This window comes from Embleya hyalina, assembly GCF_003967355.1.
GTDB lineage: Bacteria > Actinomycetota > Actinomycetes > Streptomycetales > Streptomycetaceae > Embleya > Embleya hyalina.
Genome location: NZ_BIFH01000044.1, coordinates 97,359 through 120,490, shown reverse-complemented (window position 1 = coordinate 120,490; position 23,132 = coordinate 97,359). Strand labels below are relative to the sequence as shown.

21 protein-coding genes and 5 pseudogenes are annotated in these 23,132 nt (G+C 70.9%); 10 read left to right on the top strand and 16 right to left on the bottom strand.

Features of this window, described 5'->3' with window-relative positions; genetic code table 11:
* Positions 1-1,030 precede the first annotated feature (1,030 nt).
* Entirely contained in the window at positions 1,031-1,633 is a 603-nt protein-coding gene (locus tag EMA17_RS43270) for a pentapeptide repeat-containing protein (RefSeq protein ID WP_246127273.1), read from the bottom strand.
* Positions 1,634-1,874: 241 nt separating this feature from the next.
* On the opposite strand from EMA17_RS43270, the pseudogene EMA17_RS56360 reads away from it, so the two are divergent.
* Positions 1,875-2,757, top strand: a pseudogene (locus EMA17_RS56360) (IS5 family transposase); the annotation flags it as partial.
* A 29-nt stretch (positions 2,758-2,786) separates the two neighbouring features.
* Entirely contained in the window at positions 2,787-2,960 is a 174-nt protein-coding gene (locus EMA17_RS52785; RefSeq protein ID WP_170222347.1) for a hypothetical protein, read from the top strand.
* 280 nt (positions 2,961-3,240) lie between these two features.
* On the opposite strand, the gene EMA17_RS43260 is transcribed toward EMA17_RS52785, so the two are convergent.
* Complete coding sequence (locus EMA17_RS43260) at positions 3,241-3,867, bottom strand: DUF7691 family protein (RefSeq protein WP_126642718.1); 627 nt, start codon at positions 3,865-3,867, stop codon at positions 3,241-3,243.
* A gap of 68 nt (positions 3,868-3,935) precedes the next feature.
* Entirely contained in the window at positions 3,936-4,175 is a 240-nt protein-coding gene (locus tag EMA17_RS43255; RefSeq protein ID WP_246127272.1) for a hypothetical protein, read from the bottom strand.
* A gap of 1,692 nt (positions 4,176-5,867) precedes the next feature.
* On the opposite strand from EMA17_RS43255, the gene EMA17_RS43250 reads away from it, so the two are divergent.
* Both EMA17_RS43250 and EMA17_RS43245 read left to right on the top strand, forming a co-directional pair.
* The gene (locus tag EMA17_RS43250; RefSeq protein WP_126642716.1) at positions 5,868-6,080 is read left to right on the top strand and encodes a hypothetical protein; all 213 of its coding nucleotides are present in this window, start codon (positions 5,868-5,870) and stop codon (positions 6,078-6,080) included.
* 282 nt (positions 6,081-6,362) lie between these two features.
* Positions 6,363-6,842, top strand: coding sequence for a VOC family protein (locus EMA17_RS43245; RefSeq protein ID WP_126642715.1), 480 nt, complete (start codon positions 6,363-6,365; stop codon positions 6,840-6,842).
* Positions 6,843-7,399: 557 nt separating this feature from the next.
* Here EMA17_RS43245 and EMA17_RS43240 read toward each other — a convergent pair.
* A complete protein-coding gene (locus EMA17_RS43240; protein WP_126642714.1) occupies positions 7,400-7,789 on the bottom strand; it encodes a nuclear transport factor 2 family protein in 390 nt (129 codons plus the stop codon).
* A gap of 201 nt (positions 7,790-7,990) precedes the next feature.
* Positions 7,991-9,280, bottom strand: a complete 1,290-nt coding sequence (locus EMA17_RS43235; RefSeq protein ID WP_218043247.1) for an MFS transporter — start codon at positions 9,278-9,280, stop codon at positions 7,991-7,993.
* 103 nt (positions 9,281-9,383) lie between these two features.
* Here EMA17_RS43235 and EMA17_RS43230 point away from each other — a divergent pair, with 103 nt between their 5' ends.
* Complete coding sequence (locus tag EMA17_RS43230; RefSeq protein WP_126642713.1) at positions 9,384-9,932, top strand: TetR/AcrR family transcriptional regulator; 549 nt, start codon at positions 9,384-9,386, stop codon at positions 9,930-9,932.
* Positions 9,933-11,737: 1,805 nt separating this feature from the next.
* Here EMA17_RS43230 and EMA17_RS43225 read toward each other — a convergent pair.
* The gene (locus EMA17_RS43225) at positions 11,738-12,928 is read right to left on the bottom strand and encodes a serine hydrolase domain-containing protein (protein ID WP_126642712.1); all 1,191 of its coding nucleotides are present in this window, start codon (positions 12,926-12,928) and stop codon (positions 11,738-11,740) included.
* A gap of 204 nt (positions 12,929-13,132) precedes the next feature.
* Between EMA17_RS43225 and EMA17_RS43220 the strand changes: the two genes are divergently transcribed.
* Complete coding sequence (locus tag EMA17_RS43220) at positions 13,133-14,272, top strand: ArsR/SmtB family transcription factor (protein WP_126642711.1); 1,140 nt, start codon at positions 13,133-13,135, stop codon at positions 14,270-14,272.
* A 163-nt stretch (positions 14,273-14,435) separates the two neighbouring features.
* Here the strand turns inward: EMA17_RS43220 and EMA17_RS54870 are convergent, their stop codons facing one another.
* The 7 genes and pseudogenes from EMA17_RS54870 to EMA17_RS43195 form a co-directional block, all read right to left on the bottom strand.
* Complete coding sequence (locus EMA17_RS54870; protein WP_246127271.1) at positions 14,436-14,585, bottom strand: hypothetical protein; 150 nt, start codon at positions 14,583-14,585, stop codon at positions 14,436-14,438.
* Positions 14,586-14,923: 338 nt separating this feature from the next.
* Positions 14,924-15,373, bottom strand: a pseudogene (locus tag EMA17_RS56210) (transposase); the annotation flags it as partial.
* A 10-nt stretch (positions 15,374-15,383) separates the two neighbouring features.
* On the bottom strand, positions 15,384-15,800 hold the full coding sequence (locus EMA17_RS54865) for a hypothetical protein (RefSeq protein ID WP_246127276.1): 417 nt from the start codon (positions 15,798-15,800) through the stop codon (positions 15,384-15,386).
* A gap of 11 nt (positions 15,801-15,811) precedes the next feature.
* A pseudogene (locus EMA17_RS54860) lies at positions 15,812-16,207 on the bottom strand (ATP-binding cassette domain-containing protein); the annotation flags it as partial.
* 107 nt (positions 16,208-16,314) lie between these two features.
* Positions 16,315-16,980: an ABC transporter permease gene (locus EMA17_RS43205; protein WP_218043246.1), complete on the bottom strand. Its 666-nt coding sequence runs from the start codon at positions 16,978-16,980 to the stop codon at positions 16,315-16,317.
* Between the two features lie 23 nt (positions 16,981-17,003).
* Entirely contained in the window at positions 17,004-17,882 is an 879-nt protein-coding gene (locus EMA17_RS43200; protein ID WP_246127270.1) for an ATP-binding cassette domain-containing protein, read from the bottom strand.
* Entirely contained in the window at positions 17,879-18,214 is a 336-nt protein-coding gene (locus tag EMA17_RS43195; RefSeq protein WP_126642707.1) for a PadR family transcriptional regulator, read from the bottom strand. Before EMA17_RS43195 ends, EMA17_RS43200 begins: the two co-directional genes overlap by 4 nt.
* 230 nt (positions 18,215-18,444) lie before the next feature.
* On the opposite strand from EMA17_RS43195, the gene EMA17_RS55650 reads away from it, so the two are divergent.
* Positions 18,445-18,573: a hypothetical protein gene (locus EMA17_RS55650; RefSeq protein WP_281290611.1), complete on the top strand. Its 129-nt coding sequence runs from the start codon at positions 18,445-18,447 to the stop codon at positions 18,571-18,573.
* A 21-nt stretch (positions 18,574-18,594) separates the two neighbouring features.
* On the opposite strand, the pseudogene EMA17_RS55865 reads toward EMA17_RS55650, so the two are convergent.
* A pseudogene (locus tag EMA17_RS55865) lies at positions 18,595-18,894 on the bottom strand (transposase family protein); the annotation flags it as partial.
* 80 nt (positions 18,895-18,974) lie between these two features.
* On the opposite strand from EMA17_RS55865, the gene EMA17_RS43185 reads away from it, so the two are divergent.
* Positions 18,975-19,280 (top strand): hypothetical protein, encoded by a 306-nt coding sequence (locus EMA17_RS43185; RefSeq protein ID WP_126642706.1) that lies wholly within the window; start codon positions 18,975-18,977, stop codon positions 19,278-19,280.
* On the opposite strand, the gene EMA17_RS43180 is transcribed toward EMA17_RS43185, so the two are convergent.
* Positions 19,231-20,064 (bottom strand): EamA family transporter, encoded by an 834-nt coding sequence (locus EMA17_RS43180; protein ID WP_126642738.1) that lies wholly within the window; start codon positions 20,062-20,064, stop codon positions 19,231-19,233. The two genes, EMA17_RS43185 and EMA17_RS43180, sit on opposite strands and share 50 nt — an antisense overlap.
* A 171-nt stretch (positions 20,065-20,235) precedes the next feature.
* On the opposite strand from EMA17_RS43180, the gene EMA17_RS43175 reads away from it, so the two are divergent.
* Positions 20,236-21,138, top strand: coding sequence for a LysR family transcriptional regulator (locus EMA17_RS43175; protein WP_126642705.1), 903 nt, complete (start codon positions 20,236-20,238; stop codon positions 21,136-21,138).
* Positions 21,139-21,768: 630 nt separating this feature from the next.
* A pseudogene (locus tag EMA17_RS43170) lies at positions 21,769-22,078 on the top strand (helix-turn-helix domain-containing protein).
* 602 nt (positions 22,079-22,680) lie between these two features.
* Here the strand turns inward: EMA17_RS43170 and EMA17_RS43165 are convergent.
* Positions 22,681-23,118: a hypothetical protein gene (locus tag EMA17_RS43165; RefSeq protein WP_126642703.1), complete on the bottom strand. Its 438-nt coding sequence runs from the start codon at positions 23,116-23,118 to the stop codon at positions 22,681-22,683.
* Positions 23,119-23,132 lie beyond the last annotated feature (14 nt).

The following is a 23,132-nucleotide window of genomic DNA, read 5'->3' as shown; positions in this document are numbered from 1 at the left end:
CGCGTTCGCCGGAGGCGATTTTTTCGATGGTTGTCGAACGAGGCGTGGCCGTCGGTCGTTTCGTCGTGTCCGGCGCGCGCTGCCGGGGTCGTCGCTCCCGGTCGTAGTCGGTCCGCAGCGGCCGGGACCCGTTGGTCGCGTGGTCGGCCGTCCCGTCGTCCTGAGGGGGGGTGTCGCGCGGGGTCAGGCCGGGGAATCGTCGTTGGTCGGGTACTCCTCGAAGGGCGTCGAGTCCCACTCGGTGTGGGCGCCGTCACGGGTCACCATGAACAACGGACGGGATCGCGGGATTTGCCCGACCTGTTGCGGCTGGGTCGCCCTCTGCGGCGGCGTCATCCACCGCCCGGACGGCGATGACGGCTCGCGTCGAGATCGCCGGAACGGGGCCCGACGCCGGAGTGCCGGTCACGGGAACGATCATCGCCGACGGGCCCGGCACCGGGCGCAGCACTCCGTCGTCCGGAACGGGGCCGGCGCGGGCGAGGGGCCTCGAGTCGGGGACGGTGCCGCATGCGGTCCGAGTCCGCTTCCGGGACGGCACGATGCGGGTGGTTGCGCAGTTGCCGTTCGCGCGCCACGTTCACGAGGTCAGCGCTGTGCGCGGCCGCACCACGTCGATCGCGGCGCCGGCGAGGATCGCCGGCAGTCCCGCGTCGATCTCGCTCGGACTGCGGCAGCGGTTGGCGGGGACGGGGACGGGGACGGGAGATTGCCTCGACGGGCAAAGCGGAACACGCTGGGGCGAGCCCCTCGAGCGACTACCGCCGCGACGAAGTGTCTTGCGCGTACGCCGACGCGGATCGTCGTCGGCGCGTCTGTCCCGATGTCCTCGTGGCAACGCTGCCGAAACGCTCTTCAACACCTCTCCAGGGAGGCCGAAGGCGTTCGTTCATGGTGTCCGTCAGAGTGGATCAAGCCCGGTACATCCACCCGGGCGGTCGCGCGTCCCGGGTGGATGTACGTGCGGTCGCGGCGGCCGTGGGTCGACGGCGGGCTCTGTTTCAGCCTGCGGGGCCGTGCGCCGCGCGGGCTACCAGCAGATCGGGTTCCACTTGCAGTCGCGGCGCGCTCCGACGAGGTTCGCGCCGGTGAAGTCCGAGTTGGTCAAGTTGGCGCGGGTGAGGGTGGAATCGGACAGATCGGCGTTGACGAACGTGGAGTAGAAGATGCTGGAGTCGCTGAGATCGGCACCGTGCAGGTCGGCGCCGGTGAGGTTGGTGAACCACCCATCCGAGTCGCGGAGATCGGCGCGTTCGAGGCTGGTGTCGCGGAGATTCGCGCTCGAGAGATCCGCCCCGTTGAGGTTGACGCCGTCGAGGTTCAATCCGGAGAGGTCGCTTTCGACGAATGTGGGATGGATCGTGCTCGGACTGTTTCGACGGAACTCGTTCCAGCGCTGCACACCCATCTGCTTCAGCGTGTCCCCCCACGGATCCGGCTTCTTCACCGCCTGCTGCGCCCTGGCGGGCGCGGCCGGGGTGGCGGATGCCTCGGTCAGTGGGGTTGCCAACAGGGCGGTGGCGGCGAGGGCAATCGCCGCGGCGCGGAGAGTTTCGACACGAAGGGCACGCACGAGAACACCTTTCGAACGAGGGATCACGCATCGGTGATCGTCGACAGTGGTCGTTCCCACACCCCGACACAGTGCCCGGCGCCCCCTCGAGACCGACCGGGCGACACGTCGGCGTGGAGGGACCGTCAGGGGTGGTGTTGTGGAGCAAGTACATGGTCGTCGTGCTGGCACGGCACAAGACATCCCCGAAAGATGCCACCAGGCGGGTCGTAGGTGTCACGACACGTCATCGAAGGGCACTGGCGGCGCAGGCTCTCGACTGCTAAAGGCCGTGTATCGAAAGTGGATCCCGGGCTGGTGAATGATCACGGTTCATGGGTGGGGAGATCTCACGGACGAGCAATGGGCAACGCTGGAGCCGTTGTTGCCGAAGGGGGCGAAAGCGGGGCGGCCGCCCGTCCGGCCTCGGTGGCAGCTGATCGACGGCACACGGTTCCGGGTCCGGACCGGGGTTCCGCGGCGGGATGCACCCGTCGAGTACGGGCCGCGGGGCCGGGTCCACGACCTGTTCCGCCGCCGGCGGTGGAACGGCGCCCGGCACCGTATCCCTACCAGGCTTCAGTCCCTTCGGGAGACGAAAAGCACGACCACGCGGGACCTGGGCGTCGACTCCACCGTGTGCCGCGCTCGTCAGCATGCGGTAGGGGCCGCAAGCGGGGTGAGCTGCAGAAGGAACTACCGGGCGGTCTGTTCACCCGGCCCGGAGATCGCGGACCGGGACGCTCACGTGGTGAGTTCACCACCAAACCGCACCCGGCCGTCGAGCAAGGTCAAATGCCCATGGCGATCGTGGTCACGGCCGGGCAGCGCGGCGACTCGCCGCAGTTCGAACCCGTTCCGAAGAAGGTCCTCGTCCCCTCATCGAGGCGGGTCGGCCACGCGTCCGCCCCCATCGGGTCCGCGCGGACAAGGCGTACGCCTCCCGCAAGAACCGTGCTTACCTGCGCCGCCGCGGAATCCGCTGCACCATCCCCGACATGGCCGACCAAGCACGCAACCGCCGGAAGCTCGGCTCCCGCGGCGGCCGACCACCGCGCTTCGAACCGGTCGACTACCGCGAACGTCATGCCGTCGAGTGCCGGATCGACCGCCTCAAGAGGAACCGCGCCGTCGCCACGGGATACGACAAGCTCGCGGTCCGCCACGAGGCGGCCGTCCTCGTCGCGGGCATCAACGAGTGGCTGCGAACCTCGGCCACTACAGGGTGGGTTCCATGTTTCACGTCTCCGGCAGATCGCTTCCGCAGAAGAGGCAGACGAAGTCGTCCTCGCGGACGGTGTTGTGCTCCCGGCGGCTGGGGCACCGCCGGAACACCGTCCTCACCAACTACCTCGACAGGCTCGCCGACACCGACATCAACCGGCCGGTGGTCCGAGCCGGTGCCTGACCGGTTGCCGCCCGACGGAAGACGTGGGCACCAAGAGCACTGACTCGGGTCTTTTTCGGCGGCTTGGGACTGCTTTCCTTGGCGCGACCAGCCGGCGCCGAGGCGTAGCGGGCGGCGAGTTCGGCGCCCTGGAGCCTCTGCGGGATCGAGGATGGCGGTGAGCAGCCGGTGGATGGTGTCGTCACCTCCGGGAGCGGCCGAGGTGGCGCTCGACGACCCACCCGCTCGGGGTCCGTCCCCAGGTGCCGGTCGCACGTGGCGGCGAGGGCTTTCGGGCCGGCTACTTGCCGCCGTCGCGAATCAGGAGCAGGCCCAGGCCCCGGGTGCGCGCGCCGCGTACCCACTCGGGGAAGTTGTCGGCGAGCAGCCATTCGACGTCGTCGGCGTCGTCCTCGTCCGGGAGGAGGTCGTGGTCGGCGTGGATCCTGTCGGTGTCGAAGGCTGCGAGTTCGAGGTGGATCCGCTCCGACTCGGTCTTCGACGCGAACATGGGGAACGGCCATGGATCCGGGTCCGGGGCCACGTCGGATCCCCACGGGAACGTCCAAGGACGCGCCCACACATCGGCGAGGGCGGCCAAATCCCAGCTGCGGAAGGCGCCTTCGAGGCGATCCCAGCCACGTCCCGTCAGGACCACCGATCCCAGCGGTACGCCGAAGGTCGGTCCGAGGAGTTCCAGAAGCCACCCGTAGCCGCCCGCGCGCGCCGGATCGAGACGGTCGTCGACGATCTCGCGCAGCGCCGCCTCGACTTCGTCGGAGTCGGTGGCACGAAGCAGCCGGTCCGCGGCGTTGGAATCCTCCAGCGTTTTCAGAGTCTTCCGCACCGCGATCTCGTCGTGCGAGCCGATCAAGCCGAAGCACACGGCGGCATCGATCGCGAAAGCGGACACATACTGTTCGGCCACGCCGCCATTGTGCCAACCCCGACTGTCACGACGTCCGTCGAGGCACGGCGGTGGGAGCGGAAGGCGCCCTACACGGCGGTCGCGCACGGTCGCGGAGCGCTTCGCCGACGTGGTGACGCCGCTGCTCCCGTGTAGTCGCCCTGGCGGACGCGTTCCATGGCCTCCTCGGCCTCCTCGCGGGCCTCGGGCGGCAACGCCCGGTCCAGGACCACACGCCGCACGAACTGGTCGCGAGGGGTGTCGTACACGACCTTGTCGAACTCCTCGCGCCGCTCCTCGGGCAACGCGGCGCGGATATCGCCCAACATGCCCGGCAACGTGACGACTTCCCTCGCGCCACATGCGTGCAATCCGAATCCGCCATGACACCCGGGCGATGATCGGTAGACGGCACGCACCACCCGCACGACGCGATCCCTCGCACGGATCACGGTCGGATCAGGCCTTCGACGAGGCGAGCGAGATGATCCGACAGCCCGCCCAGGCCCGTGACGTCCAGAGGTTGCGGAACGTCGTGCAGGAATGCGATGTACGGTCCGCCGGGCCACCGGGCCACCGGGCCACCGGGCCACCGGGCCACCGGGCGATCAACGTCCAGCCCGGGTGCGTCACTGTGACCAGGCGGGTGTCCCAGTGCGCCATGCCCCACCGCATGCCCGGCGGGTTCCGGGTCGCGGCGATCACGGCCGACTCGGACAGCAACGCGGCGGTTCGCGGGCGGGCCGGGCCAGGAACCGGGGTCAGGTCGACCAGGCGTACCGGCGCGGGGGCCGGGTTCGTAGTCGCCGTACATGTGGGCGTCGTCCAGCCAGGCCTGCTCGTACTCCCGAAAGGGCCGGTGGTACTCGAGTTCCTCGGTGATCCGGGCGACCCGCACACGGCGGGGACGCGGCCCGGGCCGCTCCCCTGTCGGCGGGCGCGGGATCGGCCGGTCGGTGACCGGGTCGCACGGATCGGGCAGGCCCTGCGGGCCCAAGGTGCACGACAGGGGCCATCCCGGCAGGTCCGCGACGAGGTCGTCCGGTCGACGTCGGGTCCGTACTCGGTCCCGGACTCGGCCAGGCTCGACGCGGTGTCGATAGGGCGGGTGTCGCGAGTGATCGTGGTCCACCGGCCCCGGCCGCATCCAGGGCGAGGACCAGGCCATAGCCCTTGGCGACGGGTTCGACCCCCGGGGCCCTGCACGCCCCCCGGTGACTCCCGGCGATCTCGGCCGGGTAGTCCCGGCGGGTGGGCAACACGGCCGTCACCGGGAACAGTTCGACGCCCGCGACACACGGCGCGGGCACGTCGCCCCGGGACGTCCCGGCCGTGCGCCCGTCCCCGGACGCGCGACGCGGATGTCTGTCATGTTTTCGGGCCATGAACCCACGATTGGCACCCGACACCACGCGCGCTGCCGATCACAGGGATTTCGCCCCATTCGGCGGGCGGACGTGCGCCGTCGTGCCGTCCTCCGCAGACCAAGTCGCGTGCCGCTGGGCGCGCTCACACCCGGATCCGCCGCCACCTACCGCAACGCCGCGCAACGCCATCGATGTGCCGAAGCACGCTGGTTGTCACCAACGACCGCGCCGGGCTGCGACTTCCCGCCGACGAAGCACGCTGGTTGTCACCGGATCGGCACACCGCTTGTCGCCATCGGCCGACAAGGCACACGTGTTGTCCCCGGCCGGATCGCTCCGACCACTCCCCGACCTGCCCAAAAACGTGTCCCTCCGAGCAGAGATCCACGCGCCGGGCCGGATCCTCTCGATCATCCGCGAATCACGCGCCGAAAGCGAAAGCCCGCCCCCGGGATACCTGCCCCTCCTCCGGACCACGAAGGGCACACCACCCGGCAGCACGAACACGACCGCGCGCACGCCTTCCACCCCGCTCCTCCTCGATCGTCGTCCAGCGCTCCTGCTCTGTCATACCGGCCGGGATCCGATGAAGTGAGCAAATCGGCCGAGAAGGCAATCGCACGGGAACCGCCGCGACGCCGGGGGAAGAAGGAGATGGTCCAGTCGTCCGGGACCCTGGGCGTCAACGGTCGGGTGCGGGTCCTGTCCGCCATGCCGGTGGCGGGGCTGCGGCGCAGCGACCGGGCGGCGGCGGTGGGATCGGTGTGGTTGGGCGTGTGGTCGGTGCGCGCCTGTGACGAGCCGACGGACGGCGCGGCCGGGTTGTTGTTGCGACTCGCGGACCGCCGGTTCTTCGGGGCGTGGTGACGTCGACGGTGCCGGCGCCGCGCCCGGGAGGAATCCGGTGTGAGTGGACCGGCGGCCCGTCGGGTGAGGGACAGGATGCGGTCGTCGAGTCCCAGTCGGTGTCGCGTGTGTCGGGGCACGAGTGCGGGTTCGAGGTCGCCGTTGGGATCACGAGGGACCGGGAGGGTGGTCCCGCCCGCGGGGTCGCGGGCGAGGCTGCTGCAAAGCGGAAGCTGTTTTGCCTGATGGTTGCGTACCGTCCGGGCTCGTAGGGGCTCACCACGCACGTCTGGGAGGCAGTACATGTCGATCGGCCACATGCCCGAGGGATACACCGCCGTCACCCCGTGGATCATCTCGCACGACACCGCGGGGCTGCTGACGTGGATGGCGCAGGCGTTCGGGGCCCGGGAGACCGGCCGCTTCGTCAACCCAAACGGGAGCATCGGGCATGCCGAGACCCGCATCGGGGACGCGATCGTCATGGCGTTCGACGCCCCGGCAGAATGGCCCGCGACACCGGCGTTCCTGCGCCTGTACGTGGAGGACGCGCACGCGGTCCACGCCGCCGCGGTCGCCGCCGGCGGGGTGTCGGTCACCGAGGTCACGCACCTGTTCTTCGGCGACCTGGTCGGCCGTGTGCGTGACCCCTTCGGCAACCTGTGGTGGATCCAGACGCACATCGAGGACGTGACCGAGGACGAGGTCGCCCGACGCCTGGCCGACCCGAGGTTCACTGCGGCGATGGAGTACGTCCAGGGCGCGCGGCTCGTCGAGGACTGACCACCGGCGAACACACGGTCGTGGGCCTGTTCGCGCGATCGCGCCCCGGTCGGGCGGGCGGCTCGGGCCGGCGTCGTACCGGGCGCCGAGCCTCCGTGGACCACCGCCGTGCGGGCGCTGCGGCCCCGGCGCGGCTCCTCCGTCCGTCGGCGGCGTCCGTCCGGTTCGCCGGGGACGGAGCGGACACGCCGAACGCCGTCAGCAGCGGCCCGTGGTTGTGCCGGCGCGGGCTCGGCCGCCACGTGCGCGCAATGGACCGGGACCGTCTGGGCAGCAGACGCGGCGACCGGTCGACGGCGACCGTCCTGCCGTGCCCGGGATCGCCGTACACGCACACGACCCCGCGGGCGGCGAACGTGTGGGCGAGCTTCGGACACCGCGCCGAAGCGGCGCGTCGACACCGGGTGCGCGCCGGGTGCGTTCGCACCGGTCTCCGTTCGTATCGCGGGTACTGCTTGTGCTGCGGGTGCGGCGGGGATCGGGCGGTGCCCGGCGGGGCGGGCGCTGGTGCATGCGCGCCAGCCGGCCCGCGCCGGGTGTGGTGTGATCCGGTTTGCTCAGTGGTCGAGTTGGGCCTTGAAGACGGCGGGGTCGAAGTAGGCCCTGGCTTCCTGGATCAGGCCGTTGTCGTCGAGTTCGTAGACATTGATGCCGGACCAGTTGACCGGTTTGCCGGTGGGAGTGACGGCGGCGCCGTACCAGGTGACGGCGACGTGGTTGCCGACGGTGTGGGCATGTGTGGGCGTCAGGCCCAGGAAGGGTCGGAAGCCGGGCACGACGGAGGCGATGAAGTCGCGGATGGCGGTGCGCCCGGTGATCGGCGGGGTGCCTATGGGGTCGTGGAAGACGCCGTCTTCGGCAAAAGCGGCGGCCCAGGTCTCGGCGTCGCCGTCCCGGGAGGCGCGGAAGAACTGCAGCACGGCTGGGGGCATCGCAGGGAAAGTCACGACGGGATCCTTCGGAGTCGCGGGGTTGGTGGTATCGAGACGCACGTGTGCTTGGTGGCCGGGCGAGTGTCGTCCGGATCGACGCGGCCGGAACGGGTGTGTCCCGGATGGGCGTTGCCGGAGCGGGTCGGCCCGAACAGGGCCTTCGTGGAACGGGGCTTGCCCCGACAGGCGGCGCCCGTGCCGACGTTCCCCGGAGCTTCACCGGATCACGACCGTCGGCCGGGCCACCGCGGACGCCGCCGCGCCTTCGCCCGCCCCGGCCCGGCGCGAGAGGAGATGGACGATCAGCGCACCGCCGGCGGCGGTTGCGACCAGGCCGCAGACGCCGGGCCAGCCCAGCCGCGCGAAGGCGTGCACGCCGAGCCAGGATCCGACACTGCCGCCGAGGAACGAGCAGGTCATGTACGCGGTGTTCAGTCGGCTGCGAGCCTGCGGACGCAGCGCGAAGATGCGCGTCTGGTTGGCGACTTGGCCGCATTGGATGGCGAGGTCCAAGAGGAGCAGGCCGACGGCCAGCGCGGTGAGTCCGACGGCGCCGCCGAGGGTTCCGGCGGTCAGGACGGCGGCGGCGCCGAGGGTGGCGAGGACGCAGCCGAGGTTCACCCGGTTTGGGCCATGGCGGTCGACCAGGCGTCCGGCGGCCGGGGCGTAGCCCATGCCGGCCGCGCCGATCAGGGCCAGGAGTCCGACCGCTTGCGCGTCCAGGCCGTAGCGGGGGCCGGTGACCAGTAGGGCGAGCGCCGTCCATACGGCGCTGAACGCGCCGAAGAGCGTGGCTTGGTAGAGCGCGGAGCGGCGCAGGGCGGGTTCGGTGCGCAGCAGCCGTACGGTGTCGGCGAGCAGCTTCGGGTAGCGGGTGTGCCCGGACGGGGTGTCGGTGGGCAAAGCACGGGCCAGTACGACGGCCGAGAGTGCGGTGAGCGCGGCGGCGACGAGGTACGGCGCGCGCCAGCCCAGATGTGTGCCGACGATGCCGCCGAAGGTGCGGGCCAGCAGGATCCCGCCGATCAGGCCGCCTTGCAGGGTGCCGATGATCCGGCCTCGCCGCTCGGGGGCGACCAGGCCCGCGGCCATCGGCAGCAGTATCTGTGGGACCACGGTGGCGATGCCGACGGCGGTGCCTGCGGCGAGCAGTACGCCGAACGCGGGGGCCAGGCCCGCCACGAGCAGGGCGCACGCGGTCACTCCGAGCAGGACCGTGATCAGCGGCCGGCGTGGGAGCCGGTCGCCGAGCGGTACCAGTAGGAAGATCCCGGTGGCGTATCCGAGTTGGGTCAGTGTCGCCACCGTCGCGGCGGCGGCGGGCGTGAGGTCGAGGCCGTCCGCGATGAGCGGGCCGAGGGCCTGGGGGAAGTACACGTTGGCCACGGACACACCGCACACCAGCGCCATCAGCAGGGACAGCCGTCGGCGCGGCGCGGCGGCCGGGGCGAACCGATCAGTCGGGGTGGACTGATCGGGTGGGGCGGACCGATCGGTCGAGGACATCACACGACTCCAAACGAACGAACCAGATAGTTCGGAAGCTTGTCGGAGAGCCTGCCACGACACCACGTGCCCGTCAAACGAACCGGTTCCTTACAATCGATCCATGGCCTACGACTCCGCGGCAACCAGGGAACGCATCCTCGCGGCGGCGACCGCCGAATTCGCCGCGCACGGCGTCGCGGGCGCGCGCGTGGACCGCATCGCGGCCCACGCCAAGGCCAACAAACGCGCGATCTACGAGTACTTCGGCGACAAACAGCAGCTCTTCGCCGCCGTCCTCGAACGCCTCATGGCCGACCTCGCCGAGGCCGTCCCGCCCGGCGACGACGACCTGTCCGACTACGCCGAGCGCCTCTTCGACCACCACCGCGCCCACCCGGAGGCGCTGCGCCTGCTCATGTGGGAGGCGCTCGAACTCGGCGACCAAAGCGTCCCCGGCGAAGACGCCCGCACCCGCCACTACCAGGACAAGATCCGGGCCGCGGCCGGCGTGTCCCCGGACGACGACCCTCGCAGCCGGCTCTTCTTCACCCTGGGCCTCGTCGGTTGGACCCTGTCCATGCCGCACCTGCGTCGAATGATCCTCGGCACCGACACCAACCTCGACCAACTCCGCCCCGCCATCTCCCGTGCCGTCCGCACGCTCCCGTGAACCCGCGCCCACCCCGACGTCCCGGCCGTACCGCCCACCGAGATCGGTGACGAATCGCACGGTGGGTCGATCCCGAACGAGTGGTAGGTCGATCCCGAACGAGTGAGGGCCTTCCGGGTTCGGTGCGGACCGGGACACCCGCACTCGCGGTGGGACACGGGAGCCCTTCGCCGGTGCCGGTGCGCCCCCGACCGAGAGCGGACGCCTCGCCCGGGCCCGCCTGGTCGTCGACGACCGACGGCCGCCGCGACGATCCGCGGAACGCTCCCGGGTCTCGGGCCCCACCGCCGCCCGACGGACGGGCCGCCACCGCGGTGTCCGGGTCGGGGCCGGGGGTGGCGTAGGCGTGAGAGGTGATCTTCGCCCGGGTACGGAACTTCTCCCGCGCGTGCGCCCGGTCGGCGAGGAGCGGGTCCTCGTCGGTCGCGGCATCCCGCCGAGGGTGGAACAGGCGGAGTACGCACGGGACTTGGGAGGCGTCGGAGCGGGGTGTATTTCCGGGTCGGGACGCGGGAAACGAGCGCGGGTGCACGGGCCGGGGGTGCGCGCGACGCCCGCCCCGCACGGCACCGGGCTGGTATGGGCGGTGGGGCGTCCGCCAGGAGGCCAGGTAGCCCGGCTCGAGGGCGGCGACGCGCCGAACGTCGTCGACGACCCGGACGTCCGGTTCCTTCGGCGCGTCGACGCGCACGCCGTCGGTGGCGTCCGTCCGGTTCACGGGGGGACGGAGCGGACACGCCGAACGCCGTGAGCAGCGCGGCCCGTGGTTGTGGTGGCGCGGGCTCGGCCGCCACGTGCGCGGGATGGACCGGGAGCGTCTGGGCCGCAGGCGCGGCGACCGGTCGACGGCGACCGTCCTGCCGTGCCCGGGATCGCCGTACACGCACACGACCCCGCGGGCGGCGACCGTGTGTGCGAGTGCTTCGGCCACAGCGCCGAGGCGGAGCGTCGACACCGGGTGCACGCCGCGTGCATACAACCGCGCGACAGAACGTCGCCTGCGACACGACCCGGGTGCTCGAGGAGCTCCGCCTTCGGTGTCCTTGTCGGCTCCGGCACGCATCTTGCGGTGCGACGCCCTCATGCTCGGACCCACATCCGACAGACACGTCCGGAGAGCGTCGTCCGGCGTGAAACGCCGATGTCCCGGTGTAGCGGCACGGTCCGGCCGGCGTGCCGCGGCCGAGCCGGCGCCACACGGTGTGCTCGGACACCCCCACGGTCTCGGCAGCGACCCGCACGTGCGCGGGTGACGTCACCGGCCTCTCCCAGGGCCGGCCGACGCCGCACCACCACCGGCCGCAACACTGCCGTCGTATCCGAGGAACCCGCAGCAGGATGTACCGAAACCCAAGAACGATTGCTCGCCGTGACAGCCGGCGCACCCGCGCCACGGAGCCCGACACAGGAACGAAGCAACACCACGACAGAACAACCCACTTGTGTCAGGCACCCGACGTCAGTCGAAGGAGACGGCCGCGCAGGAACGTGACGTGCGACGGCCTCGTGCCGGCCGGACGACGCGCCACGCTCACCTGTACCGGAACCCGCTGGGTCGCCTTCGTCGCCTGCAGCAACGAAAAGGTCTACCAGGGCCCGTGAAGTCCGGGAAGCACACGATCGGGTTTGTCTGCCCGCCGAACACCCGGGCGGAAGGGATCGTCGCCTACGACGTCCGACCCGAGACCCCCTCGGCCACGGGAACCCTCGCCGTCCTTCGGGGATCGGCCGGTGGGTGGCTCGGCAGCGGCTCGGGTGGGACGGGCTCAAGGCGGCGCAGCGCGAGCGGCTTCACCGCCCCGAACCTATCCGGCCGAAGACGAATGGAGCACCGGCTCTTGGATGATCAGCTTCCGGGCCAGGGACGGGATCCCCCGGATGCTTTCCATCTCGTAGTTGGACAGGATCGCCGTCACGTACCCGCTGTCCGGGTAGAAGACCAGCTCGGCTGCGGCGCCGTTGGTGGCGCCACCGTTGTGTCCGTACGACCACCGGTCGCCGGCGAGCGTGGCGCCCGGGCCGTAGCCGCCGAACACGGTCAGCCGTTCCGGGCCGGGCGGCGGCGGCGTGGGCAGCTTCGGGCTGAGGGTCAGCCGGGTGTACGCCGGGTTCAGCAGCTTCTCCTCCCATAGCGCGTGGGCGAACCGCGCCATCTGGGCGCAGGTCGCGAACGCGCCGGGCAGGAAGATCTGTTCGCCGAGATTGTCGATCCGGTCCGCCGACCCCGGCGGGCGATAGTAGCCATGGGCGATCCGGCGGTCCTCGCGCATCTGCGGCAGGGTGTAGAAGTCGGCGCTGTCCATTCCGGCGGCGCGGAAGACACGCTCGCGGACGTAGTCGTGGTACTCCTGTCCGGACACCCGCGCGACGATCTCCCCGAGCAGGTGGTACGCCGAGTTGCTGTACCTGCCGCCCGCACCCGGTGGGAAGGCCGGCGTCTCCCTTCTGACGAACTCGCCGATGCCGTCCATCTGCTGCCGCGTGCCGGTCCAGGTGCGGGCCGTCTCCCAGAACCCGGGCGTGCCGAAGTAGTCGCCCAGGCCCGAGGTGTGGGTCAGCAGGTGGTGGATCGTCACCCGGTCGGCGATCTCGGCCGCGAACCCGTCCAGGTGCGTGCCGAGCGTGTCGTAATACTGCAGCTTGCCGCGTTGTGCCAACTGCGCGACCGCCACGGCGGTGAACAGCTTGGCGACCGAGGCCAGGCCGAACAGCGTGCCGGGCCCGTTGGGCACCGACCGCGCCTTGTCGGCCATGCCGTAGGACCGGGAGAGGACGGTTCGGCCCCGGTAGGTGATCAGGAGGGAGCCGGAGAACACGTCCTTGGCCGCCTGGTCCGCGACGAACCGGTCCAACTCGCCGCCGGGCCGCAGGCCCTTCGGTACCCGCCGCGCATCCGCGTCGGCCTTCGCCGACGCGGATGCGCGGGCCGTCAATACTCCGGTGGCGGCGACCGAGGTGGCCCCCAGTAGGCCGAGAGCGGCCCGGCGAGTCGTCATGCGAGATCACCCATTCCCGTCTGGATTTCCGCTTTGGCCGCATCCATCCACCCGAGCCGATCGGCGACCCATACGCGTTGCATAGGTCGCTGTCGCGATAGTTCGGGGATGCGCGTGCCTTGGACAAGGGAACGGTATGGCGTCCTTGCGGCCCGCCCGAACTGATTCACGAACGAGTTGATCGGAGCCCGCCGGAGTGTCCCCATGAACATCCGCGTACGTCTGACCACGACGGATCCAGGTCTGGTGGCCTTCGGCTGCTCACCGGGTCACGAGGCGCTGCGCAGCCTGCACGTGCTCGGCTCGGTCAAGCGGCATCCGCTGCACATTTCCTGGACGCTGAAGGCACGTGAGCGCATGGATGCCGATCTCCGGAGCGAGGCCGACCGATTCGCTTTCTGGTGCCGGGGCCGTCCGCTGGGTTTTCCGCAGATCTGGCGCCCTGGAGAAGTGGCGGCATGGCCGGACGAGCTGGCGGCGCTGCGCGACGCGCCGGTCGGGCATTACGCGGAACAACTGCTCGCCGGAGCACTGGAAGAGAACGGACGCGCGTCTCGCGTCCGGTTGGAGGAATTCCAGGCCACCCCCGCCCTACGCGAGCGGGCGATGAACGCCGTCCGGGCGCGGCACCCGGCCTCGCTGCCCGTTCTGCGGGAGCTCATCGACGATCCCGAGCGCTCGCGCGGACGATTCGCCGGGTTCCTGTCCGCGTACTGGGACGCCTGTCTCGCCCCGGAGTGGCCGTCCATGGAGAGGTATCTGCTGGCCGACATCGCCCGGCGCAGCCGCGCCGGGCACCGCCACGGCCTGGCGTCCATGCTGGACGAACTCGCCCCCCATCAGCGGGTCATCCACGAGAGGGACGAGCTGCTGATCGCGTCGGCACGCGGCCGCGCCGCCGCTCCGATGGAGTTCACGCTCGGACCGGAGGACCGACTCCTGCTCACGCCCTCCCACTTCGCCTGGCCCCTGGTCGCCGTCACCGGCCACCACGACCGCCGGGCGGGCCGTGAACGGCAGAGCGTGCACATCACCTACGCGCTGGACGCCATGCAGTGCAAGGCACACCCGCCGGTCCCCCCGGAGGACCTGCTCCGACTCCTCCGCGCGGCCGCCCACCCCACCCGGCTGCAGATCCTCCAGCTCCTGGCCGAGTACCCGCGATCCACCCGCGAACTCGCCGGCCTGATCGGCCTCACCGACGCGGCCGTCTCCAAACACCTGAAACTCCTGTCCGAGGCGGGCTGGGCGGAGCCCGAGCGGCACGGCTACTACGTCTACTACCGGCTGGCCCCCGGCACACACGACCGGCTCACGGACGCCCTGGACGAGCTGCTCGGCTGAACCCGGGACGTGCCACGCAGCCTGCGCTCACCACGCACAAGGGCGACCGCCACAAGGCCCATGTCACATGGGTGCCGACAGTCCCGTCAACCCGCCGCCCTCGGGCGGGTGGCCCGTCGTTCGCCGACCCCGACGAATCGCCGTGCCGCGACGAGCCCGGCCGTCACGCGCCGCGGATGTGTGCGGCGGCGCAGCGGTTCGGGAGCGAGGCGGCGGCGGGGACGCGGGCGTGGGGACGGGGCCGGGCGCGCATGAGGGCGACCGCGGTGTCGGCGCGTCCGGAGCGCAGGTGCGCGTGGTCGTCCACGAGCACGTTCCAGGCCTCGCACGCCTCGTCCAGGCGCCGAGCCCAAGCAGCGTCTCGGCGAGGATTCCGGAGGAGACGGCGCGGTGGCTGCGTTCGTGGGCGGGGCGGGCCCGGTTGCTGCGGGCCGTCGCGGCGGCCGCGGTCTTCAGGTAGGCCACGGCGGTGGCGCGGACCGCACCGGAGCCGTGCAGTTCCAGGCCCGGACTGCGGTCATCGCCAACGGCCCCGCAGCCGAGGGGGCAAGGGCCCTGCGTCCGGACGACGTCTCGATGGGCTCTGTCTCCGGAAGCGTGAATATGTGACTGCTGGTGACGTCGCCAGCGAGTGTGCAGGATGCGGTGCCGCAGGAGGTCGAGCTTGACCCGGCCGTACATCCGGCGCTTGAGCATCTTGATCCGATTCACGGCGCCTTCGGTCGGTCCGTTGCTCCGGGGCAAGGTGAGCCCGGCGAAGACGGCAGCGTGATCCCGTTGGAGGCTGTTCGCGAAGCTGTGTACCGCAGGAAGATCGTCGGTGCGGACCCGACTGAGCCACTGCGGCAGTCGGGTCCGCCCAGGTATCGGATCATGTCGGCGAAAATGCGTATGTAGGCGTGAACGGCCGCGAGTTCGGGGCAACGGGCGAAGATGCCCTTCAGTTGCGTGGCCGCGCCGGCTGAGAGGTGCTCGGGTTCGGTCAGGATCCACTGCACGACTCGACGCGGCTTGGGTGTGGCCGCAGTGGGTTCGGGAGGGGGTCCCGGGGTCCGCAGGTTCTGGGCGCGACGGGATACGGTGCGCTCGTTTCCGCCCCATCCCAAGTCCCTTATTTCGCGGTGGAGTTCGCTGGCATTGGTGCAGCCCTCGATCCATCGCTTGTGGATGTAGCGCTTGAACCGGTCGAGGGGGTGTCGAGTTCCGGGACGATGTCGAGGTAGGCCGAGGCGCCGGGGGTCAGGCCGGTGAGCGGCCACAGGAAGCCGTAGTCGATCGGCGGGGCGTCGTGCAACGGGACGAACATCATTCCCGGGTGGGAGTAGAAGTCCTTGGCGCGCAGCGCAACGGGGCTGACGCCGACGCCCATGCCGACGTGGACCAGGACCTCGGCCCAGCACCGGTTGGCCGGCCCTTGTGAGATCGGCCGACCGGACGGGGTTCTTCGCGGATAGTGGTAGTCCATCCAGTAGTCGGGTACGTGTTCCGAGGCGAGCGTGACCAGGGTCGTGTCGGCGAGTTCCTCCATCGAGACGGACTCATGCCCAACGAAAACGAGCCGGCGGGCCGCCCGGCCACATCGGCGAGCCCGACGAGATCGAGCACCTCGTCCACGCGCCGCGCGCCCAGCCCGTTGCTGCGGGCCATGGCGAGCAGGTGCCCGTGGGCACTGCGCCTCGGATGCACGGCGCCGGCGTCGAGCAGGGCACCGACCCGGCGCAGCGGATGGGTCAGTTCGGCGTAGGGATTCCCGTCGATCAACGCGGTGCCCGCCGTGGGACGGTCCAGACCCACGATCATGCGCATCGTCGTGGACTTTCCCGCGCCGTTCGGACCGAGGAAGCCCGTCACCGCACCGGATGCGACGTCCGGTGTCAGATCGTCGACGACGGTCCTGCTCCCGTACCGCTTGGTCAAACCCTTCAGGGTGAGCACCGTCACCACGTCCTCCCGTTCGGCGCGAGAGCGGCCACCGGACGGCCTGCGCCGTCGCGGCGTCACGGGCCGGACCGCTCCGAGAGGCGGCCCGGCGGGATCCGGGGTCAGTTCGCCGGCAGCGTCCGCAGATGCCGCCGGCGCCGGAGGCGGAGTGCGGAGACCACGGCCAACGCGAGCGAGAACAGGAGGGCGCACGCCAGGCCGTGGGCGACGCCGCGCACGAGGAAGCCGGTATCGGTGTGGTCGATCGCGTAGGTTCCGATCTCGCGGCCCGACCAGAACGGCATCAGTCGTGCCGTGGTCGTCGCGGGGTCGGCGACCATCTGTATCCCGACGGTGACGAGCAACAGCAGCGTGCCCTCGAACTCGCGTGACACCACGGCGCCCAGGAGCAGGCCGAACGGTGCCGCCACGGCCACACACAGCACCATCGCCACGGCGAGCGCACCGTGGCGCACGCGTGGTTGATCCACCACGACGAGCGCCAGGTAGGGCAGCGTCACCACCGTTCCGATCAGCCACAGGGCCGACATCCTGCCCATCCACAGGTGGTGGGCACGGTAGCCCGAGAGGCGCAGCCGCGGGTCGATGGCGCGCCCGCTGTGCGCGACGAACATGGCGGAGCCGCTGATCGCCCAACTCAGGCCCACGAACAGGAATCTGATCGCCTGTCCGGGGTGCTCGGCGCGTTGGAGCAGATAGAACGGCAGCGGAAACAGCAGCAGGAGGAAGAGCACCGCGCGGCGGCGCAGGATTTCCCGCCCCGTCATCTCGGCTATGGTCGACAGTCGCCTCACCGCGGTTGGGTTCCCTTCGGATGGTGCCGGCCGCGAACACCCGGGGCCGCGTGGGGGGATGGCGTCAGGTCGACGACGGTGTCGGCGCGTTCGAGCCGGTCCAGCAGGTGGGTGACCACGACGATCGCCCGGCCCTCGTTCGCCCATTCCCGGACCCGGTCCCAGAAGTACATGTACGAATCGCGGTCGAAGCCCTGGTAGGGCTCGTCGAGGAGGAGTACGTCCGGGTCTCCGAGCGCGGTCAGGATCACCTCGAGCTTCTGTCGGGTGCCGCCCGACAGGCGCGCGGCCGCGATGGGCGCCGGCCGGGGCCACCACAGGTGTTCGGCCAGGGCCCGGCCGGCTCCGCGCGAGCGGTCGCGGCCGAGCCCGCGACCGGCGCCGACGAGGACGAAATGCTCGTCGGGGGTGAGGAAATCGCTGGTTCCCCCGCCCTGCGGGCAGTAGCCGATCGAGCCGCGCACCACGACGCGGCCCGCGTGCGCGCGCTCGACTCCCGCGCAGATGCGCAGGAACGTGCTCTTGCCGCAGCCGTTGGCGCCGACGATCGCGGCCACCTCGCCGGCGTGCACGGTCAGGTCCACGTCGTGCAGCAGGCGATGCCGGCCGTGCCGTTTGCCGATGCCCGTGGCCTGCAACCGAGGCGCCTCCGCCCGAACCACCTTTCGTCGCGCCGGAATCGGTGGCGTGCCGAGGCTTTCGTGCACCGCCGCCGCGTAGGCCGAGGGCGTGCCGAACGCGCGGGCGGGATCCTCGCCCGCGTCCCACAGATGGGCTCGGGTCTCCCCCAGCACCCGGGTCACCTGATCCTCCGGCAGCCCGCGGAGTCGGAGCTCGCCCGCCAACACGTCGAGCCAATCGGGATCGTCGATCACTGTCGCACCCCTTCCAACATCGTGCCCACGCGCGCGGCGAACACGGACCATTCATCCGCCGCGGCGCGCAGTTCCCCCTCGCCCAGGGGCGTCGACCGGTAGTACTTGCGAGCCGGGCCCGCATCGCCCACACCCCAACGCGACGAGATCAACCCGTCGCGTTCGAGGCGCAGTAGGACGGGATACAACGTGCCGCCGCGAATCGTGCCGAGGCCGGCCGCCTCCAGCGCCTGGGCGAGCCGATACCCGTAACTCTCACCGTCGGCAAGCAGGCTCAGGACGCACAAGTCCAGTACGCCACGCAGCCATTGGCTGTGCCGCTCCGCATTCATGCGGCGATACAGTAGCAGGGCTATCTACTTGGCGCCGCTGACTAGTGTCTCCGTCTGGCCGGCCGGGAGGGGGCGCCGCACGACGGATGAGGGGCCTCGCATTTTTCGGACATGCGCTGCGCGGCGGGCCCGCGCCGGGGGCGTCCGCGTCGGGTCGATCCGTACGAGGCGGACGGCCCGGACGGCGACCCGATGGGGATCCCGGGCCGGCGCCGGACCACCTCGCCGGCATGTCCCTGGTCGACGGCAACGACCCGGCCGCCACCCTCGCCGTGCTGCGCGACGTCGCCACCGCGCGGGAGACGATCGTGAACACCACCACCCGCGCGGGCCGTACCCGATCCGCATCGGAGCGGTGAGCACCTGCGGCGCGATGATCCCCCGTGGTCGACGGCGGCGGTCTTGAACCCCTGGTCCACCAGGCCCTGTGCACCGTGTCGGTGTCGGCGGTGGCCTTGTCCGGCAAGGCGATGCCGGCCGCGTTGTCGTGCGCGGACGCGGCCGGCACCACCACCGCGATCACCAGACCGAGAACATCAACCGCCAGGCCGCAGGCAGGCTTTGGGTGCCGAGCACCACCGGGCTGGGGTCGGCCTTGCGCCCCGGCTTTCGCGGACCTGTCGGCGCAGCAGGTCGTGGATGGTCTGGTCGGTGCCGTCGTCGCGCCACTTGTGGAAGTAGGCGACCGCCACATCCTCGAACTCCGCTTCTGGGACGACCTCACCCAATCCGAGAGCGGCGACCGGCTGGGCTGTCCCGGATGCGCGTCTCCCGCCTGCTCTCCCGTGCCTTCACCACCCTGCGCACCGGCAGGCTCGCCGGCACCCGAACCCCACCGGGGCGAAAGATCCTGTACCGAAAGATCCCGTACCGGGCGAGCCGACTCCCACCGCACCTCGACACACACGTCCGGGACACCCACGACGTCGACGGCGCCGCCTACACCCCACAACGCACCTCCGGCGCCGTGTTCGTCCACGTCGACGCCCGCGCAACACCGTGGACGATGGGGGCTTTCACGAGGTGCTTCTGCTGTCGGTGGTGGGGGCGGGACGGGTTGTGGTGACGGCGACCGTGTTCGCACCGACGATCACCAGCATGGCGAGCCATGCCGTCGCGTCGAGGTGCTGGCCGAGCACGGCGAGACCGATCAGTGCGGCGAAGAGCGGGTTGACGCTCATGAACACGCCGAAGAAGTGCGTGGGAACTCGCCGCAGTGCCAGCAGATCGGCCAGGAAGGGCACGGCGGAGGACAGCACGCCGGCCGCCAGCGCGCAGGTTATGGAGGCTGCGGTGGGGGGATGCAGCCGCAGCGCCAGGACGCCGACGGGAAGGTAGAGCGCGCCCGAGACGGCAGCGGCGGCGGCCGAACCCTCCAGGCCGGGCAGACGGAGGCCCACGATGCGGTTGAGCAGGATGTAGCCGGCCCAGCACACCGCGGCCAGCAGGGCCAGGGCGATGCCCGGGTAGTCGGTGGAGGGCGAGGGGCGGGCCAGGACGACGACCGCGGCCGCGGCGGCCACCGCGCACCAGGCGTCGATGCGGCGGCGTGAACCGGCCAGGGCCACCGTGAGCGGGCCCAGGAACTCCAGCGTGACGGCCAGCCCGAGACCGACGCGGTCGATGGCCGTGTACAGGGAGAGGTTCATCACGGCGAACACCAGCGCCAGTCCCAGGACCGGCCGCCACTGCGCCGCGGTGAACGACCGCGGCCGCGGCCTGCCGGCCGCCCACAGAACGGCGGCGGCCACCCACTGGCGCACGGCCACCACTGCCACCGGGCCGATCACCGGGAAGGCGAGCGCCGCCACCGAAGCTCCGGCCTGGGTCGACAGGCCGCTGCCCAGCATCAGCGCCACCCCGGCCAGGCGCTTGCCGTCCCGGCCGGTACCACCGTCGTGGACGGCGCCGGAGGTGTGTCCGGCGCCGTCATGAGAGATCTTCAGCACCATGCCCTCGACCGTGGAGCCTGCGCGGCAATTCACAAAATGCATCCGCCGGCCCATTGATACGCTGAGCGTATGGATAGGCAGCAGTGGAGTGCCGCCGGCCTGGAGCTGAAACACCTGCGCTGCCTGGTCGCCATCATCGACACCGGCAGCTTCACCGACGCCGGCCTCGAACTCGGCATCTCCCAGGCCGCCGTCTCCCGCAACCTGAACGCCCTGGAACGGTTCCTCGGAGTACGGCTGTTGCACCGCACCAGCCGCACGATCGAGCCCACGTCCGCGGGCGTGCGGGCCCTCGCCCGTGCACGCATCCTGCTCGTCGGCGCCGACGACCTCGTTGCCGAAGCCACCGCCGGCCACGCCCTGCTCCACATCGGCCACGCCTGGTCCGCCTTCGGCCGCCACACCACCGAGTTCCAGCGGCGCTGGCACCAGAGCCACCGCGAGACCGAACTCCGGCTCGTCCGCCACAACTCCCCCACCGGCGGGCTGGCCGAAGGAATGTGCGACCTGGCCGTCGTCCGCGCACCGCTCGACCTCAAGCCCTGGTCGCACGCCCTGGTGGGCCACGAGCCCCGGGTCGTCGCACTCGCCTCCGACGACCCCTGGGCCCGCCGGCGCAGCATCCGCCTGGATGAAATCCCCGCCCGCACCCTCGTCATCGACCGCCGCACCGGCACCACCACCTTGAACCTGTGGCCCGAGAACGAGCGGCCGGCCGTCACCTACACCCACGACATCGACGACTGGCTCGCCGCCATCGCCACCAGCCACTGCGTCGGCCTCACCCCCCAGGCCACCGCCGCGCAGTACCGCCGCGACGGCATCGTCTACCGCCCCCTGCGCAACGCCACCCCCGTCCCCGTCCACCTCATCTGGCGCCGCCAGGACCCCCATCCCGCGACCCACGCCGCCCTCGCCCTCGCCATCGACCTCTACCACGAGAACCGCAAGGCCCCGAGCCCACGGACATGACGGACGGGAGGCTCCACGAGCGCCTGGTTCGATCACGTTCGCGCAGGTCGCCGTGCCCAACGGGCCACGGGCACCCTCACCGCTCAGGCGGCTTGGCCGAGACCGGCGAACGCTCGGGCCCTGGCCGCGGAGCCGGCTGAAGTCGATGTCGAGCTTGGGATCGTATGCCTCGGGCCGGCTGCCGAGTTCGTGAGTGGAGTACTCGCCGAACCGTTCTGACGGATGATCTCCGCGATGGCCGGGGCGTTGTGGAAGATCACCGCGTTCGTGCTGATGTACGCGGTGATCCGTGCGCCGTTACCGCGAGCGGGGTGTCGGCACACCCGAGGGCACGCACTTGAGCGAGCGCGGCATCCCGCGAGGGTGGTCCTGCCGATTTCAACCACGTGGTGAACACGTTCCCAGGGCTTACGCATCCGGCATTGACCGGGGAGCAGTGGCTGCCGGATATCCCGCCTCTCGGCAGCGTCGAGGGATCCGCATCGATGCCTCACGGGTGGAGAGCGTGATCGGCGCCGAGAAATTTGACTCAGGACAGCTCGTGATGCCCGGGAGTCAGCGGATCAAGTAGGTTCCGGGAGTAAACGGGTGGGCCGTGCAGCGACTTGTGATGGACAAGGGGAACTTGCGGTGAAGTGGAATCTGCGCCGGGCGGCCGCCAAGCGCGACATCCGGCAGCTCAGTGACCTGCTCGCCGCGTTCCGACAGGTCGGTTTCAACCCGCCGTTGAGTAGGGCCGCCGCCTTGTGGAACGCCGAGCCGGTCTCGGTCCGGCTCGACGACCTGGACAAGATGTGCGCGGCCCTGGGCTGTACGGTCGCCGATCTGCTGGAGGCCGAGCCGCCGGCCGTTCGGTGAAGGAGGCGAGCGGGAGATCGGCCGCCGGGCGATCGGTAGCGGTGACGACCGGGGCGGGCCGGTGCGGCCGACTCCACGTTGAAGCGGGGGCGGCCCGCGGCGGTCGCCGCCGCCGAACCGACGCCGTGCCGGGCCATCGATCCTGGCCGGTCGGACATGGCCCGGTCTGTCTGGGCTGGGTTAAGAAGCCCCGCAGTTCGTTGATCTCGGCCGGGCGGGCCCAGTCCTGGTGGCTGGTGCGCAGGTAGTGGCGCAGGTGGGAATCGCCGGCCAGGCCGCGCGGCGGCGAGACCGGGGCGGTGATCCCCCGACCGGCGTGGGCCGTCGCCCGGCCGGCTGCGGTGAGCCGCACCTTCACACACGGAGTCATGGCGAACAGGCCGCGGGTACAGTCGTCCCGGCGCTCGACCAAGCCGCGCGAGGCCGGCGCGGCGAGGGTGGAGCCGGCCCCGGGGTCGAGGTGGCCCCGGTACGGGTTTCGGCGTGTTGTGGAACAGGCGTTGATCGACTCGTGCGTCGGTTGGACGCCGGGGGTTGGGAGCGATCTCCCCGACGCAGTGTTTCCCGCGTGCACGGGGCCGACTCCCAGGTGTGGCCGGAATCATCGCCTCTCGGGTTCGATGGCCGGTGCTGTCCGGGATGAGAGATCCGCCAGTACATCCGCGGCCCGGATCGCGGTGGGGTTCAGCGGACTTGGTGAACTCCGTTGACGACCTGACCATGGAACGTCGGATGTCTGAAATCGAAGTGCACTTCGTAGCTCGTGTGCATCTCGTCCGCGGGTGTGCGCTCGCTCTTGAGTTCGCGAGCGATATCGGGATTTTGTGCCAGGTCGGTCCGGACCACCGCGGCCCAGGCCGCGATGTCGTTCCTGAAGGTCGGGTCCGCGGCCACACGAGCCTGCAATGCCTGCTCCAGCCGTTGCGCCCGGTCGAGGTGGGGATCGTCCTGGAGGTCGTCGAGCGCGGCCTTGGCTCGTCGATAGGACACGAACGCGGTCGCGGTCAGGGCGACTGCCGACGCGGGCGGCGTGGCGACGAGGTTTGCAAGGAGCAGCCAACCCCGACGACTCAGGCGGCCTGCTGCCAAGGCTGCGAGCAGCGGCGTGGAGATCGGATCCATCACATCACCCCTTC